The sequence below is a fragment of the Ochrobactrum sp. S1502_03 genome (assembly GCF_044435015.1).
Lineage (GTDB): Bacteria > Pseudomonadota > Alphaproteobacteria > Rhizobiales > Rhizobiaceae > Brucella > Brucella chromiisoli.
On the sequence record NZ_JAYEXN010000005.1, the window covers coordinates 1 to 16,704 of the forward strand.

Sequence of the window (16,704 nt, forward strand, 5' to 3'; positions counted from 1 at the left end):
ATTTAAAGTTACGGGCCCGCGCACGCTAAACCTTGCAACCTAAAGGAGGGGTACTTTTTGGACGCCGATAAGGGGTCCCGTTTAAACGCCGATTGACACACGGTGTCAACCGTAACATCTGAAAGCACCAGCTTCGCCGGATAGGAATATGGCTTGCCATCGGCACGTAGTATCTCAATCTGGCCTATTTTCTCTTCTGCCGCAAATTGCACGGCATCGAGTTTTGTCGCAGGCAGGCGTAAATCCACATAAACACGTTCCAGCTGCTGAACGACTGCGAGTTCGGTCTGCCCCGAAATTGATGCGAGAGAGCCTTCGTCCGCGACGGTGCGCCCGACGTAGCCATCAATCGGCGATCTTATGGTGGCGAAGTCAAGATCAAGCTGACGACGGTGAAAAACAGCACGTGCCTCGGCCAGATTTGCCTGCGCCGTCGTTAGATTATTGCGCGCGTCTTCATAATTTTTGAGACTTGCCGCTTTACTCGCGAGCAAAGCTTCAGCGCGCTGAAAACCCGACCGAGCATGCTCCAGCGCACTTTCTGCACGCGTCAATGCGGCCCGTGCAGTTTCCAGATCCGCCAAAAATAAAGCGGGTTCAATCTCGAAAAGGATCTGACCAGCGCTGACACGGGAGCCGGCCTCAACAACTTTCTTTTTAATGATCCCACTGACTTGCGGCCTGATTTCAACTTTCTTAAAAGCCGCAACTCGCCCCGGCAGTTCATCCGTAAGAAGAACGCGTTCGCGACCGACTTTAACAGTTTCGGCGCGCACTGGGACGGCTGATGAGGCAACCTCGGCTTCCGGAGCTGAACTGCTCCGACCTTGCAAAGCAAGCATGGCAGCGATGAAACATCCGCCTGCAACGATAGCGAAAATGGAGAAGCGGCGGTGAGACATTATGTGGTCCAGATTGCATCTATTACCCGCTTGTCGCGCCGCTGCGTTCAGATAATATTGAGGGAATGTGCAGATCACGTGGAGGCAGTGATATTGCTTGCAGAAAATTTTCTCGTAAGCAGTGATATACGAAGAAGACAACGCCCCTTACTACAAAGCCTCAAGCGAATGCGGGTTAAGAACCACAGCAAAACGCAATAATTTAACGAGCGTAGTGGAAGGAAGCGTCTGGCAATTGCAGATGTGTTTCTTGCGTCGTATTAACAAGATACGCCATTAAAAAGGCGAACAAAAACAATATAATGCAGACGATCGAAAAATTGCGTATGAGCACAATGTTCCTCTTTGCGTTCATGTAACAGACACTCCGTGCAAGCCAATCTGACGTCAAATCAATTCGACGGGCATTACTCGTATGTGCCTAAGGACTGGAAAAGTTAGCAGTTTGCCAATGATTGGATGCGGCCCACTATATCTAGTCCGCCAATCGTCCGATACCAAAGAAGTGCTATTGCGATCTAAGTCGCTTTTTTAATCTCTCTCACCACACGTACCAGAGAGCGTATTTCTTAAAGCGGAAAGATAACCCCAACCATCTTCCATTGCGGTGAGAGCTGCACGAATCCACATCGCCACCTTATCATCAGATATCGGGCCAACTAGCTCCCAAAGCTTACCATCGATGTCTTCCGCTTTGATGAAAAACTTATCGTCTACCAAGTCCACAAGCGGAGGAAAAAAAACAATTACTGAAGTTTTATCAGTCATTCGATTTCCCTAGAATGAAAGCTCTCGGCCGACTCGGGAGGAGCAACCTTGCTTATTGAGATTGATCGTTCGTATTGGCCCTCTCAGAGAGGCGGGCCATCGCTGCAGCATGTCGATATCAAGCCTTTGTGGAATTATGGTGCAGATTCACTGCAAGCTTTATGAAGCGTATAAGTAACCCGTATAATATTACGTTGCGGATCTGTCGCAAAAATATTTGATAGGGACTATACGGCTTTATTTCTGGGCGCACTGATGCCGGGAGCTCTGCTAAGACTTCGAATGGCGAGCAGTTATCATCGGCTTGGCAATGCGTTTGGTAAAGCGATGATGCTGTTTCATGCTGTGTGGACAATTATTTTTCGATCATAGCGAGAGAGGGTTTTGTTTGTGAGCAGGAGAATAAGCCATCGTGGAGTGTACCTCCACAAAGGCTGTTTGACGCATTCAGGGCAAAATCCGCCACGTCCCGAAGGGATATGATGAAAATATAATTGTCCACACGGCTAGGGCGTACACTCATAAATAGCCGAGCTATTTGAGCTGACGGAACATGCTGCTGGCCCGCATGGCAATTCGCAAGCCAAGTCCAATAAACAACCGCGATCTCTTCCCACTTTGTCGCAATCTGGGTTTCCTGATCTCGCCTCATCGACTATTACGCCATAACTTTCCTGTTAACCCTCTTACATCTCCGACCGCCACCCGTTCATTGCGCGTTCATACTGCAGAGACCGGAGCGCGATAAATTCGGCCCTTGGCTATCAAGGCATTGATAATCTGTGTTCTCTGTCAGACCAGAAAATCGCACGTTCTAAACTCCACAGCCAAAGCTTGAGTCTGCTCACTTTTTACAGCAACAAACCGGATCGTGGAACGCAAAACTGCCTCGCAGATCGTTCCTGGATCATTCTTCTGGCGCTTAACGAATGGCTTCACATAAGCTGGCGGGATCGGTCAAACTGTACGTCCCAAAGCACCTATCTCAAACCCCAATGATGCCGGCTGGAACATGTGACCATCCCATCACAGCGATACAACAAGGGAGAGCGGTCTTTCTCAGAGATTGCATCAAATGGGCCGCATCAAACGAACCCAGCGTTGGCATATGGACAGCATTGTATTGATCCGCGGAGTTGTTTTGAGATCGCAAGCAATGGCATACCCACGCCCTTTTTGAGAGCAAGCAGCAGCTACCCATCAAAGTGATACCGTACCCAATAAGCTGCAATGACATGTGGGGACGAAAACTCGACACAAAACCATCAACATGAAACAATAGGGTTTATTCAGCTTTTTGAAAGTTAAACCCAGTTTTTATTTCACTGGTGTGACTGGCTCTAGAAGCCGTCTATCACGGTCTTTTCCGCTTTATAAGAAGCAAATAATACTTTGCCTTCCATTCGCAATCATATGTTGATTTGGTTACGATTGTCTAGTCCTAGAGCCGTTTTGACCCGAATTCCATTGCCCAAGGCAAAAAACATTCGGCCCCTGTTTGTGAGACGTATCGTTGAGTGCCCGGATACAAGCTCAGGCAAAAAGCCGCCTCCAAAGACCGACCGGCTTTGGTGATAATGCGCACCTCCTTTGAAGGCGGGACCTACCCTATAGATCTGACCGTTGTTCTTTATCTTGCCCCCAACCCAATTCTTAAACGTCCTCCTGTTGCTGCAGCGTCGCGCCTTTTTCGATATCGTTATCGCATAATGGCAATATGTTCGATGGATGAGATTGGTTCAGCATTCGCACAGGCAATGAAGTCGGTCCTCTTCGCACAGCTTACGTTTTGAATGCGCTGACACAATGTTGCCGGAGGAGATGACCCGCAAAATACGCTTTCACAGCAAGACGTCAGGAAACGCATTGCTAAAGAGCCCCAATCGAAGCGTTCCAATATCTTAACCAAATCCGATTGGCTGGTGATTCCTCCACAGCGGAACCGCAGAGCAGAGCTTGAGATTTGCTCAAACAAACGCCCATAAACGGGTATGCGTTGAACTGATTCCGATAGACTGCCGTCTATTTTCGACAAAAATCATAAGTTTCAATGTGATAGATGAAAACCGATTCGTAGGAAGGCAAACAATGAAATGGCTAAATTGCGTGGAGTAACGCTTTGTTAACAGAGCCTCTTGCGACAAAATAAGAATCGGACATAATGACGGTATTTAGGCGGTATTAGTTCCAGTGCCGTCACTAGGGACCTTAAGGTAATGAATATCGCAAATTCGACAGCACCGATGTCGTTCGACGACATGATATTGATGCAAGGGCGCGAAATATCGCACAAGCTCAATTTGCTGCGCCATGAAAACTTCCCTCCGGATGCGCGCAAGCAGTTGCGGCAATTTTCTATGGCTGAAGCTGCGTATTTTCTTGGTGTATCCCCGAGCAATCTCAAAAAGCTTCATCTGGAAGGCAAGGGCGTTGAGCCTACCATCCTTTCCGGCGGACGCAGAGCCTATTCTATCCAGCAGATGCAGGAACTGCGCCATTGGCTTGATCGAAATGGTCGTGCTGAGGTTAAGCGTTATGTACCGCATCGGCGCGGTGATGAGAAGCTCCAGGTCATTGGTGTTGTGAATTTCAAGGGCGGCTCGGGTAAAACAACGACTGCCGCGCATCTGGCGCAGCATCTTGCCCTCACCGGCCATCGTGTTCTGGCTATTGATCTGGATCCGCAGGCATCAATGTCAGCCTTGCATGGCATTCAGCCGGAACTCGACAATTTCCCCTCGCTCTATGAGGCCATTCGTTACGACTCCGAGCGCAAGCCGATCCGTGACATCATTCGTCAAACGAACTTTCCGGGACTTGATATCATTCCTGCAATGCTTGAGCTGCAGGAATATGAGTATGATACACCGCTTGCCATGCAAAACGGCGGGGAGGGTAAAACCTTTTTTAGCCGTATTGCCATGGCGCTGGCGGAGGTCGATCAGGATTACGACGTCGTTGTGATCGATTGTCCGCCGCAGCTTGGTTATCTCACGCTCACCGCCCTTTCAGCGGCAACGTCGGTTCTGATTACGGTTCATCCGCAAATGCTCGACCTCATGTCGATGTCGCAGTTTTTGCTGATGCTTGGCGATATTCTCAAGACCGTCCGTCAAGCAGGTGGTGCCGTGCATCTCGACTGGTTCCGATATCTGATCACCCGCTATGAGCCAACAGATGTGCCTCAGGCGCAGATGGTTGGCTTCATGCAAAGCATGCTGGCATCCCATATGCTCAAGCATCAAATGCTCAAATCAACGGCAATCTCGGATGCAGGCCTTACCAAGCAAACGCTTTACGAGGTTGAGCGCTCGTCCATGAACCGCGGAACTTATGATCGCGCCATGGAAGCCATGGAGCTGGTAAACTCGGAGATACGTGGGCTCATACATGAAGCCTGGGGACGTTAGACTGCCGTCTAATTTTGAAATAATGAAGTAAAATCAGTCTTATGCCTGGTTTGAGGATATGAGAATGGCACGAAAGAATATATTTGAAAGCGTCATGCGCCCGGAAGCAACGGAAGAACAGTCCGAAGCCCCCGTAGAAAGCGTGACTCGTCGTTTCGGTGCCGCAAAGTCTCTCTCCGCGTCTATTAACGAACTCGCAAAGCAGGCTGCACAAAAGCTGGATGGTGAAACGATCGTTGAACTGGACCCGGCGGTTCTCGATGTTTCTTTTATAGCGGACCGCCTGCAAGAAGCGAACGATCAGGAATATGCCGAGCTGCTGGAAGCCATTCGGGAAAGAGGGCAGGACAGTCCAATTCTTGTTCGCCCTCACCCGCAGACCAGCGGCCGCTATATGATCGTTTTCGGTCATCGCCGCGCCCGCGTCGCTCAAGAGCTCGGTATCAAGGTCAAGGCCGTCATCAAGCCACTGGAAGATCTTGAACATATTCTGAGCCAGGGGCAGGAAAATTCAGCCCGTGCTAATCTCAGCTTCATTGAACGCGTACTGTTTGCAGCGCGCCTTGAAGCGATGAATTTTGATCGCGAAGCGATACAGGCAGCCTTGTCGGTAGATTATCAGACCTTGTCGAAGATGCTGACAATCCCGCGGTCTATTCCCGAAGATATGCTGGTGGCCATTGGGCCTGCAAAGGGTATTGGACGGGATCGCTGGCTGGAATTGCGCAAGCTGATCGAAATGCCCAGCAAAGCGGATGCCGCGCGTGAACTGATCGCAACAGATGCTTTTAAAAATGCGCAGTCTGCCACACGCTTTGAGCAGCTCTATGGCTATTTGAAAGGGTCACGGCAAAACAAGCCTGTCACAAAGGCTGCTTCGCGCGCTGGAACCACATGGGCACCAGACGACAAGAGCATCAGTGTCGTGGTCAAAAAAACAGGTAAAACGGCCACACTGGCGCTTGGTGCCGCAAATGGACAACGTTTTGCTGAATGGATTTCCCGTAATCTCGATACGCTTTATGCGTCATTTCGGGATGAGGAAAAGTGAGTGCGTAAGCGTAATCCCAGTTCTGAAAAGCCCATAACCTATTTCAGAACTGGCCAGTATAAAGTTTTCATCGCATCGCCCAGATATCAAGAGGCAGTGCATTTAAAAAATTCAGGGAAACTTATCCCTGTCTTCTGAGTAGCGGGTAAGATTGAGTTGGATGCAAGTGATGGTCATTTGCACGAACGAACGAAAAGGAAACCGAAGCAAAAGAAAAAGGCCCCCAAACGTCGCCGCGTGGAAGCCCTTCTCATTGGTTTAGCAGCTAGAGAATCGCAAATCTACGAATCACTGTCAAGTATAATTAGCGTCATTTTGGCGGTTGAATTTCTTTTGCCTTGTGGAAGGTGGAAGAAAATGGAGTCTCAATTCGGCTTGACGCCCTTTGGTCGTCAAAGGATGACTCATGCCTTGCTGACAATGCAGCAAAAGGCACGGGAAATTCCTGAAGGATCAGCTGTCGATAAATGGCAGCTTCATCGTTGGCTCTGCGAAGGCAAGAGCATTCTTGGTATCAGTGACCGCACGCTTGCAGTTCTTGCAGCGCTGCTATCCTTTTATCCTGAGAATATTTTGAGCGAAACCAATGGCCTCATTGTGTTTCCTTCCAACAAACAACTCGCCTTGCGCGCCCATGGCATGGCCGATGCAACCTTACGCAGACATCTTGCAGCGCTGGTCGATGCAGGTCTTGTTGCGCGCCAGGACAGCCCTAATGGCAAACGCTATGCCCGCCGTACGAAAACAGGCGATGTCAAACTTGCTTTTGGTTTCTCTCTTGCCCCACTGCTTGCACGCAAAGACGAAATTGAAGCCGCCGCCGAAAAAGTCAAAGCCGATAAGACCCTGCTACGCGAATTGCGTGAGCAGCTAACTTTGCTACGCCGCGATATAGCCAAAACACTTGAATATGCCGTCGAACAAAAACTGGACGGATCATGGACTGATATCAGTACAGTTTTCAGAACTGTCGTGGACACAATTCCGCGCCGTGCCAGTGCACAAGAACTGCTTGTTTTAATCAAGAAGCTGAATGAAATTTACGCCACTGTTGATAACGCTCTGAAAAACAACGAAAAAAATCAAAATATGAGCGGCAGAGAGTCTCAAAATGAGCGGCAATATTATGAATCAAAACCAGATTCCTATATTGATAGAACCGTTGCAAACATGAGAACTAAACAGTGTTCCTCAACTGACAAACCGTTACCAGAAAGGACTGTCTCGCTTGATTTCGTCCTACGAGCCTGTCCTGAAATAACATCCTATGCTCAACAACCGATTACTCAATGGCAGCATCTTGTAGATGCAACCGATAAAGTTCACGGGTTTATCGGCATCGATACCCGACTGCATCAATTCGCTCTGAAAATTTTAGGAAGAGAAAACACAGCCATTGTTATTGCTTATCTCCTACAGCGATATGGCGAAATTCGCTCCATCAGCGGTTATTTGCGTATCCTGGTGGAAAAGGCCGCTGAAGACGGATTTTCTGTAAGAGCTTTGATGAGCAGCGCTCTGCACGGCAGACATCGCGACATGCAAGCACAACTGCAATGAAAAAGGCGCCAGAGCTCTCCCTGACGCCCGACATAGACAAAAAAACTGCTTAAGACTGTGTGTCTATAACAGCCTTGTTATCGTCCTTGGTTTTGACCAGCGAAACCACAATACCAGCGCCCAGAATGGCAAAGGTAATACCAAGCGACCATGCTGGCGGGAATTTCTCCCAGCCCATCAGGTCTGCAATGAACATCTTGGAGCCAATGAAGATCAGCAGAATGGACAGTGCATATTTGAGATAGGCAAAACGATGCAGAATAGCCGACAAGGCAAAGAACAGCGCTCTGAGGCCAAGGATCGCAAAGATATTGGAGGTATAGACGATGAACGGATCGGTGGTGATTGTGAAAACAGCAGGCACTGAATCGACTGCGAAAATCAGATCAGCAAATTCGATCATGACCAGCGCCAGGAAAAGCGGCGTTGCAAAGCGCAGCATCTTACCCGTTTTGCCATCCTTGATACGCACGAAAAATGCATTGCCATGCAGCTCATCCGTCACACGCATGTGTTTGCGGGCAAAGCGAAGAAGCGGGTTACGGCTTAGATCAGGCTCTTCATCATCACCAGAGAAGAGCATCTTGATCCCTGTGCCAATCAGGAAGATCGCAAAGAGATAAAGAACCCAGTGATAATTTGCGACAATTGTGGCACCCAGACCGATCATGATGCCGCGCAGGATGATAACGCCAAGAATACCCCAGAACAGCACGCGATGCTGATATTTTCTCGGGATTGCAAAGAAGCTGAAGATCAGCGCAATGACAAAGATATTATCAAGCGCCAGCGTCTTTTCGACCACAAAGGCCGTGAGATACTGTGCTGTCGCCTCGCTGGTCATCTGCCACCAGACGAAACCGGAGAAAGCCAGGCCAAGCGTTATATAGAACGCTGACATTTTGAGGCTTTCGCCAATCTCGATCTCATGGTCTTCTTTGTTGAAGACACCAAGATCCAGCACCAGAAGTGCAAGAACAATGCCGATGAACACCAGCCACATCCAGAGCGGTGTTCCCATAAAGAGTGTTGTGAAAATTTCCATTTCCGACCTCTGTTTCATTTAACAAGGTCGGCGAGGATATGACCGGGCTGACCTCGAGCTTACTCGAAGTGGTCCGACATCACGGTTTCAAGGAAACCGCCAGAGGGGCCCGGTCCACACTGTTTAAATAGAAATCGAAAGTTTGGATTCAAGTCTCAAGAGATTTTTTTTCAGATTGAGTGCCCAGCCGAAAATCCTCATCGTCAAAAGCTTTGACGATCAGCTCTTTCGGGCATGTGTTCGCTATCATGCTGGCCAATAGAATTCGTGCCTGTCCGGGGCGCAGGGTTTGCGAATGGATCGCACCGGCTGTAACCAGATCAAAACCACCGCCACCGCCGCCATAGCCTGCCAACAGCACACCTGTTGGAACGCGGCTTGAAACCACGACCGGAATATTATGCTTTGAGCATTGCTTCACGGCTTCAACGATAGCCGCGTTGGCATTGCCTGAACCAAGCGCTGCAAGGATGATGCCATCTGTGCCTGCTTGTATGCTGGCCTGAATATGCAGATCATCACAGCCGGGATTAATGGCAACGATGTCGATACGTTTGCCAGCGACCGGCGCGGGGAGGTGAATGCCGTCGGGTGTTTTAAGCGCGCGCACCGATCTGAAAGCGTCAGCGTGGTCACTGCTGTATTTGAAAGCACCCCATGCAGGAACAATCCGGCCACCAAAGGCAATCACCACGCCCTTATCCCTGCTGGCAGGATCAGCGGCAAGGCGGATTGCTGTGGCCAGATTGGCAGGACCGTCAGCATCGGGATGATCAGCTGTAAATTGTGCGCCTGTGAAAATGACTGGCTTGGAAATATGCCGTTGCAGATGAACAAGAAGGGCGGTCTCTTCCATGGAATCCGTGCCATGAAGCACAACAATGCCGCTGATTTGCGGGTCGTCGAGCTGCACTTGAACGGCATCGCTAATGGCCTGCATATCGATGAGCGTCAGGCTTGAAGAATCCTTGGCCATCAGATCAATTGCACGCAGGCTGGCATCACGCCCTGCAAGAGTTGCGAGCAGATCTCCGCCGTTCAGCGTCGGTGTGCTTGCCCCGTCTTCCCCGCGCTTGCTTGCAATAGTTCCACCGGTGGCGATAACCGCCACCAATGGTTGGAATTGCGTCTTATTCACTCTGCCCCTCACTTGTCAGCATGGCCCGCCTCGGCTGCGCGTTCGGCTGCCAGACGATAGATTCGGTCACGCAGACAATACCAGCCAATAACCAGCGCAGGTACAATGATAATCATCGAACCGATGGTATATGAGCCAATAGGGTAATCGAAAGCCATCAGCACCAGAACGCCGAACAAAAACAAAAGCGTGAGAATGCCGGTGTAAGGTGCGCCGAACATGCGGAAGTCCGGACGGGCGATTTCACCCTTGCGCGAAAGAGACCAAAGCTTGAGCTGGCACAGGATAATCACGCCCCAGGCGGTGATAATCCCCAGTGAAGCCAGATTAAGTGCAATCTCGAACGCTGCCGCCGGAACAAAGGCGTTGAGCACCACACCAAGCGCGGTCACTGCGGGGGTGACAGCGATGCCGCCATAGGGCACGCCATTTTTGTTCATTTTGGCAAGAGACGCAGGTGCTGAACCGGAAACAGCCATGGAGTGGAGAATGCGTCCGGTTGAGTAGAGACCGGCATTGAGGGATGACAGAACCGCAGTGAGAACCACAAGGTTCATGATAATATCAGCACCCTCGACGCCAATTTTACTGAAGAAGGTGACAAACGGGCTTTCTCCGCCCGAATAAAGCGTGTGAGGAAGCAGCATGGTGAGAAGCAGGACAGAACCGACATAGAAAACCAGCAAGCGGAAAACGACTGTTTTAATCGCGCCTGGCATGATCTTGCGTGGATCTTCTGTCTCGCCAGCCGTGGTGCCAATCAGCTCAATCGAGGCATAGGCAAACACGACACCTTGTATAATGACAAGTGCAGGCAATATCCCGTTGGGGAAGAAGCCGCCGCTCTCACGAATAAGATGGAAACCCGGCTGATGACCATCAATTGGTGTGCCGGTCACGACAAAATAAATGCCGACAATCAGGAAAATGACAAGCGAGAGCACTTTGACAAGGCTGAACCAGAATTCCAGCTCTCCAAAGACTTTGACCGAGAGCAGGTTCATCGAGAGCACAATGATGAGCGCGGTCATCGCAAACACCCACTGGTCAATGCCTTCGAGCCATGGAACATAATGCTTGAAGAAATTCATGTAGAGCGCGACAGCGGTCACGTCCGCAATCGATGTCATGGCCCAGTTGAGCCAGTACATCCACCCCGCTGCAAAAGCCATTTTTTCGCCGTAGAACTCGCGTGCATAGGAGACAAAAGAGCCGGAGCTCGGGCGATGCATGATCAACTCGCCAAGGGCGCGCAGTACCAGAAATGCGAAAAAGCCGCACACAGCATAAACAAGCACCAGTGAAGGGCCGGCCTGTTCCAGCCGTCCGCCCGCGCCAAGAAACAGACCCGTACCAATGGCACCGCCAATGGCAATCATCTGGATCTGACGTGGTTTAAGCGCTTTGTGATAGCCGCTGTCTTCTTCTTTGTAGACTTCACATTCAGATGGCGTCGCCTTGATAAATTCCGTTGTCATCGCTCCTCCCTGAGAGCCAGATTTTCTATGAAGAAATAGCTTTGATGAAATGCTTTCGACGATGGACCGTTGCGTTTTTGATATTCTGTAATGCTGTATGACAAATTTCTGAAGCTCTTAACGCATATCAGAAATCGGCAGTCAAGCAGGCGCGGGAGCGGATGTTTTTGATGAAATGCAGGGCGTGGGGCAGCTGGAACTTAGGGTCCACTGCGTCAATGTTATAAAAATTATACAGTAGATTCAGAATTTTAAATTCGGTTTTATGCCTTGGTATGCTCTGTCAGAACACGGCATAAATCACTCCGAGAACGAGCTGTTTTACATTATTTTTCTTTTGCAATAATCGTGGTCACAGCCAGTTCGACCTGTCCGAGATGGTTTTGCATGGCAAGCCGTGCCCGCTCCTGAGAGCCGGATTTGATCGCTTCGGCGATCTGGCGATGTTCAATATTGGACGCGGTGCGCCGACCAGCCATCAGATTGACGAGTTCCGACTGGCGCGAAAGGGCATCGCGCGCATCTGCTACGATATTGGCGAAAACCGTATTGCCGGAAGCTGTAGCAATCATGCTGTGAAATTCGGTGTCGAGAAGAACCCATTTATGAAGGTCCGTCTGCCTGTCCATGCGCTCACAAATATCCAGGATTTTTTCGATCTGATCCTGCGTATGGCGTGTTGCGGCCCAGCCTGCTGCGGGCACTTCAATAAACGGACGCGCCTCAATAAGATCACTCGCCGAATAGCCGCCATAACTTAATTCCGGGCCCGGTGAAGATTTCAGCACATAAGTGCCGCTTCCGGTGCGGGTGTGGGTGAGGCCGAGCGTTTGAAGCGAGCGCAGTGCTTCGCGCACGATTGGACGACTGACGCTGTATTTTTCCGCGAGCTTGGCTTCAGAGGGAAGCCGTATTCCGATCTGCAGGCGTCCGGTCGTTATGGCTGACCGTATATCCTCAAATACGATTTCAGCAGCATTTTTTCGGTTAACCGGCGTACTATTGGATACCCAGTCAATCATGATGCTCACTCCTCCGCTTTCACGCAACTTGTCTAACAGCTAGGCAATTTGTGAAATCAAGGCAACAGCTGTTTTAGGTATAATGCGGGTTGGCAAGCACATGTACAAAGGCGCAAAGCGGTTTTCGGGTAAGATGCAGGCTCATAGCGCGCTGCGATCTGATTGAAACGAAGTCTCACGTCATCTCGATAGAGCCTATGCGTTAAGAAAATATCAGCGTTGTAAGCTGTGATAGCGTCCTTGATGATAGATCAGAGGTTCGCCACTGCCGGTTACGATTTTGAGTGCGCGACCAATAACAATCGCATGGGTATGGCGCGTGATGACGTCTTCAACTTCGCAATCAATGGAAGCGAGTGCGCCTTTGAGCGCCAATGCACCGCTCGCAAGCCTGTACCATTCGGCGCCTTCATAGCGGCGCGCACCCTTTTCACCGTTCCGGCCTGCAAAACGATCGGCGATGGCCTGTTGCGCATCGGATAAAATATTGAGGCAGAAGCAACCTTCAGCATTGATTACCGGCCAGACAGATGCAGTGAGATTGATATTGACGATGATGGTGGGCGGTTCAACGGACAGTGCTGTCGCAGATGTCACCGTTGCCCCCGTTTTGGCTTCGCCGGTGCCAACACTCACAACACAGATGCCGGCAGCAAGCTGCCGCATCGCAGCTTTGAGTTCATCCGCTGTGGCCATTGCGCTGGGCGCATCGGGCGTTTCGAAATTCAGTCTGTTTGGATGTGCCATTATTCATGCCAACCGGAAAACCTGCGGGGCAGGCTTTCCGGCCTTTGTTTTGGGGAGGCGTATCGTGTCTATCTTATACCGGGTATCGGTGAGTATGGCTCATAGATACCCGGTTAAACTTGTGTGCTGCGTGAGCACCTTAGTGCCTTGGTGTCATGCCTGGCCGCGCAATATTGAGATGTTCGCGTAATGTCGAGCCACCATACTCTGTGCGGAAAAGCCCACGCTCCTGAAGGATCGGCACGACCTTTGTGTTGAAATCTTCAAGACCGCCGGGGAAATATGGAGGCATCACATTGAAGCCATCGGCAGCTTTGCCTTCAAACCATTCCTGCATCCGGTCGGCAATCTGCTCGGGCGTTCCAAGCACAATATGGTGGCCACGACCGGCCGCGACGCGAAGAGCAAGGTCACGGATGGTGAGATTCTCGCGGCGCGCCAGATCACGCAGAAGTTCTGCTCGGCTGCGAAGCTGATCAGAAATCGGCAGGTCGGGCAGGGGGCCGTCCAGATCATATTCGGCAAGGCTGTGGCCGATACGCTCTTCGAGAAGCGGCATGGCACTCTTGATATCTGTCCAGCGATTGAGTTCTTTCAGCTTTTCGGCAGCATCCTCGAAACTTTCGCCAATGATCGGCATGAAGCCCGGCATCACGGCAACGCTGTCGGCGTCCCGGCCTGCTTTGACCACGCGTTCTTTCAGGCCTGTATAGAATGCCTGTGCTTCCGGCAGGCTCTGCTGTGCTGTGAAAACAATATCCGCGATACGTGCCGCCAGATCCTGGCCTGGGCCGGACGATCCAGCCTGAATGAGCACCGGATGACCTTGCGGAGAACGCGGAATATTGAGCGGGCCCTGCACCGTGTAATATTTGCCGGCGTGATTGAGCACATGCAGCTTGTTCGGATCGGCATAGACGCCTTTTTCCTTGTCTTTGGGAAAAGCATCATCATCCCAGCTATCCCAAAGACCGCGCACGACATCGACGAATTCTTCAGCGACCGCATAGCGCTCATCATGTTCAGGATGGCTTTTGGAGAAGTTGTTTGCCGTACGGGCGTAGGATGTGGTGACGATGTTCCACGCGGCCCGTCCATGGCTCAAATGGTCAATGGACGCAAAGGCGCGGGCTGTGTGATAAGGCTCGCCATAGGTGGTCGAAGCGGTGGCTGCCAGCCCGATCTTGTCTGTGACCATGGCAAGTGCGGATAGCAAGGTCAGCGGCTCAAACCGCGCTACCATCGACGGATGCGCATCGACGCCGCTGGTCAGGCCATCGGCCAGAAATACCATGTCGAATTTCGCTTTTTCCGCTTCTTGTGTCACACGGCGCAGCAGATCAAAATTCTCGCTGCCCGCTTCCGCATCCGGGTGACGCCAGCCGGAAACATGGTGGCCAGCACCTTGCAGGAAAAGGCCGAGATGCATTTGTTTCTTGGTCATGTCTTTTACTCCGGGGATTGGTTGAGCCACGCGATAAGCTTTTGCAAGTCGTCTGCGCTGGTCATGGATTGGACGAGATCGGGTATGCCTGCAAAGCGCAGATCATCCTTTGTCGCATCTTTGAATTTGCCGGTTGGATCGCTGATACTCGGCAGACCATCGACACGCTTGGAAAGCATCGAGCCGTCTTTCAGCGTTACATCGATCATGACGAAGCGTGTTTTGGGATCGGGCGAGAGCCGCGCTGCGCGCTCGTCATGGTGTCGCGTTACTTTCGCTGCGAGCTGCGTGAGATCGGCATCGACCGGCCGCTCATCGAAATGCCCAATTGTCAGTTTTCCGTCCCGCAAAGCAGCCGCAAAAATATATTCCGGGCTGAACCGCGCATCAATGCCCGTCACAGGCTTGGTTGTCACCAGTGCGGCATCGCCTCCGGGGGGGAAGGTGATGGAAACGGAGGCGATCTGATCGGGTTGCAGCGCGTTTTCATGGCGCAAGGCTAAAGCGCCGACAGCAACCGGATGCGCCGCTGTACAGCAGGGGAACGCTTTCAGCGTCAGGCCCGGAACGATAATCTGCCATGGCGCACCCCAACCTTGGCTCACGCGGGATAGATCTTGCGCACCAAAGGCAAAGGCTTTGAAAAAGCCGTTTGCGTTGTCGATGAAATCCGGTGCACCGTGAAAGCCAGCTTCGGCCAGTCGGGCGGCCGTGAGACCGGCGCGCGCGGCAAATCCTGCATGAAGCGGCTTTGCGTCAAAGCCGAATTGCAGGCGAAGCCCTGCTGATTGTGTGGCCGCGAGACCAAGAGCAATGGCTGTGGTCGTCGCATCGAATTTGAGAAGATGCGCAATGGCTGCCGCAGCCCCGATGGTGCCGAGCGTTGCGGTCGCGTGAAAGCCGGTTTCATAGTGTTTTGTGCCCATGGCAAGGCCAAGGCGTGCCATGGTTTCCAGTCCGACAATGTAGGCGGCAATGAATCCGTGCGCGCTGACATTGCTTTCTGCGGCCACCGAAAGGAGTGCGGGAATGATTGCAATTGTCGGATGTCCGCGCACACTGCCATGCACATCGTCATAATCAAGCACATGGGCTGCATGACCATTGATCAGTGCTGCCGAAAAAGGATCGGCTTTTCCGCTCTGACCAATGAGCGCGACAGTGCCGCCCACACCCAGAACCTTGCTGACCAGAAGCGTGCTGCGATCATTTGCACCGCCAAGTGCGCAGGCAAGAAAATCAACAATTGCCGTGCGGGCAATCGCGATTGCATCGGGCGATGGTTTAGAGCCAACAATCGCCTGGCTTAAGGCTTTCGTTACATGATCTGTCATATCAGATGCCTTCACCGCCTTCATTGATGCGGTTTGCATTGCCACCAAGACCGTTCACGAACGCACGGATGCGCGGGTTTGTGGACTTGTAGAAAAGCTGCTCCGGCGTGCCGTGTTCGATGATGCGACCATTTTCCGTAAATACGATCGTGTCGCTGATTTCTTCGGCAAAACGCATCTCGTGGGTTACAAGAATGCTCGTCATGCCTTCATTGACCAGATCGCGAATGACCGACAGCACTTCGCCGACGGTTTCCGGATCAAGCGCGGAGGTGACTTCATCAAACAGCACCAGCTCCGGGCGCATGGCAAGCGCGCGGGCAATGGCGACACGCTGTTGCTGACCACCGGAAAGTTCGCCCGGATAGGCGTCGGTCTTATGTTCGAGCCGCACTTTTTTCAGCAGTTCTTTTGCGTGGCGCTCGGCTTCGGCTTTGGGCGTGCGCAGGATTTTGACCGGCGCAAGCGTGATGTTTTCAAGAACTGTCAGATGCGGGAACAGATTGAACTGTTGGAACACAATGCCGATGCGCTTGCGCAATTTAATGCGCTCGGCTTCGGTTTTAAGCGCATCCACGCGGGTTGCACCTACGGTGATCTTGCCTGATTGTGGGATCAGCAGACCATTGATGCAGCGCAGAATGGTCGATTTTCCCGAGCCTGATGGGCCGATAATCGAGACCGCATCGCCCTTGTTGATCTTGAGGTCGATGCCCTTGAGCACTTCATTCTGCCCGAAAGACAGATGAACGTTCTCCAGTTTGACCAATGTAGTTTTGGTGGTGTCGCTCATGTGAATTCCAGA

General features: G+C 51.5%; 13 protein-coding genes and 1 pseudogene. 3 read left to right on the forward strand and 11 right to left on the reverse strand.

The window, feature by feature from the left end; genetic code table 11:
- Window positions 1–8 precede the first annotated feature (8 nt).
- The 3 genes and pseudogenes from VBH83_RS05715 to VBH83_RS05725 form a co-directional block, all read right to left on the reverse strand.
- The gene (locus tag VBH83_RS05715; RefSeq protein ID WP_396996716.1) at window positions 9–1,043 is read right to left on the reverse strand and encodes an efflux RND transporter periplasmic adaptor subunit; all 1,035 of its coding nucleotides are present in this window, start codon (window positions 1,041–1,043) and stop codon (window positions 9–11) included.
- A 390-nt stretch (window positions 1,044–1,433) separates the two neighbouring features.
- Window positions 1,434–1,670, reverse strand: coding sequence for a hypothetical protein (locus tag VBH83_RS05720; protein WP_265986939.1), 237 nt, complete (start codon window positions 1,668–1,670; stop codon window positions 1,434–1,436).
- 795 nt (window positions 1,671–2,465) lie between these two features.
- Window positions 2,466–2,692 (reverse strand): annotated as a pseudogene (locus VBH83_RS05725) (IS110 family transposase); the annotation flags it as partial.
- 1,194 nt (window positions 2,693–3,886) lie between these two features.
- Between VBH83_RS05725 and repA the strand changes: the two are divergent.
- The 3 genes from repA (at window position 3,887) to repC (ending at window position 7,691) form a co-directional block, all read left to right on the forward strand.
- Window positions 3,887–5,080, forward strand: a complete 1,194-nt coding sequence (repA, locus tag VBH83_RS05730; RefSeq protein ID WP_265984972.1) for a plasmid partitioning protein RepA — start codon at window positions 3,887–3,889, stop codon at window positions 5,078–5,080.
- 64 nt (window positions 5,081–5,144) lie between these two features.
- A complete protein-coding gene (gene repB / locus VBH83_RS05735) occupies window positions 5,145–6,131 on the forward strand; it encodes a plasmid partitioning protein RepB (protein WP_265984974.1) in 987 nt (328 codons plus the stop codon).
- 357 nt (window positions 6,132–6,488) lie between these two features.
- Entirely contained in the window at window positions 6,489–7,691 is a 1,203-nt protein-coding gene (gene repC, locus VBH83_RS05740; protein ID WP_265985206.1) for a plasmid replication protein RepC, read from the forward strand.
- A 49-nt stretch (window positions 7,692–7,740) separates the two neighbouring features.
- Here repC and VBH83_RS05745 read toward each other — a convergent pair whose 3' ends face one another.
- From VBH83_RS05745 to VBH83_RS05780, 8 genes are all read right to left on the reverse strand, one after another.
- Window positions 7,741–8,736, reverse strand: coding sequence for a TerC family protein (locus VBH83_RS05745; RefSeq protein ID WP_265984975.1), 996 nt, complete (start codon window positions 8,734–8,736; stop codon window positions 7,741–7,743).
- 148 nt (window positions 8,737–8,884) lie between these two features.
- Entirely contained in the window at window positions 8,885–9,874 is a 990-nt protein-coding gene (locus tag VBH83_RS05750; RefSeq protein WP_396996720.1) for an asparaginase, read from the reverse strand.
- Between the two features lie 8 nt (window positions 9,875–9,882).
- Complete coding sequence (locus VBH83_RS05755) at window positions 9,883–11,352, reverse strand: amino acid permease (protein WP_396996722.1); 1,470 nt, start codon at window positions 11,350–11,352, stop codon at window positions 9,883–9,885.
- Between the two features lie 326 nt (window positions 11,353–11,678).
- Window positions 11,679–12,374, reverse strand: a complete 696-nt coding sequence (locus VBH83_RS05760; RefSeq protein ID WP_265984981.1) for a FadR/GntR family transcriptional regulator — start codon at window positions 12,372–12,374, stop codon at window positions 11,679–11,681.
- Window positions 12,375–12,587: 213 nt separating this feature from the next.
- The gene (locus VBH83_RS05765; protein ID WP_265984982.1) at window positions 12,588–13,121 is read right to left on the reverse strand and encodes a flavin reductase family protein; all 534 of its coding nucleotides are present in this window, start codon (window positions 13,119–13,121) and stop codon (window positions 12,588–12,590) included.
- A gap of 139 nt (window positions 13,122–13,260) precedes the next feature.
- Window positions 13,261–14,565 carry an LLM class flavin-dependent oxidoreductase gene (locus VBH83_RS05770; RefSeq protein WP_265984983.1) on the reverse strand — a complete coding sequence of 435 codons (1,305 nt, stop codon included), beginning with the start codon at window positions 14,563–14,565 and terminating at the stop codon, window positions 13,261–13,263.
- A gap of 5 nt (window positions 14,566–14,570) precedes the next feature.
- Window positions 14,571–15,899 carry an MmgE/PrpD family protein gene (locus VBH83_RS05775; protein WP_265984984.1) on the reverse strand — a complete coding sequence of 443 codons (1,329 nt, stop codon included), beginning with the start codon at window positions 15,897–15,899 and terminating at the stop codon, window positions 14,571–14,573.
- Between the two features lies 1 nt (window position 15,900).
- The gene (locus VBH83_RS05780) at window positions 15,901–16,692 is read right to left on the reverse strand and encodes an amino acid ABC transporter ATP-binding protein (protein WP_323054550.1); all 792 of its coding nucleotides are present in this window, start codon (window positions 16,690–16,692) and stop codon (window positions 15,901–15,903) included.
- Window positions 16,693–16,704 lie beyond the last annotated feature (12 nt).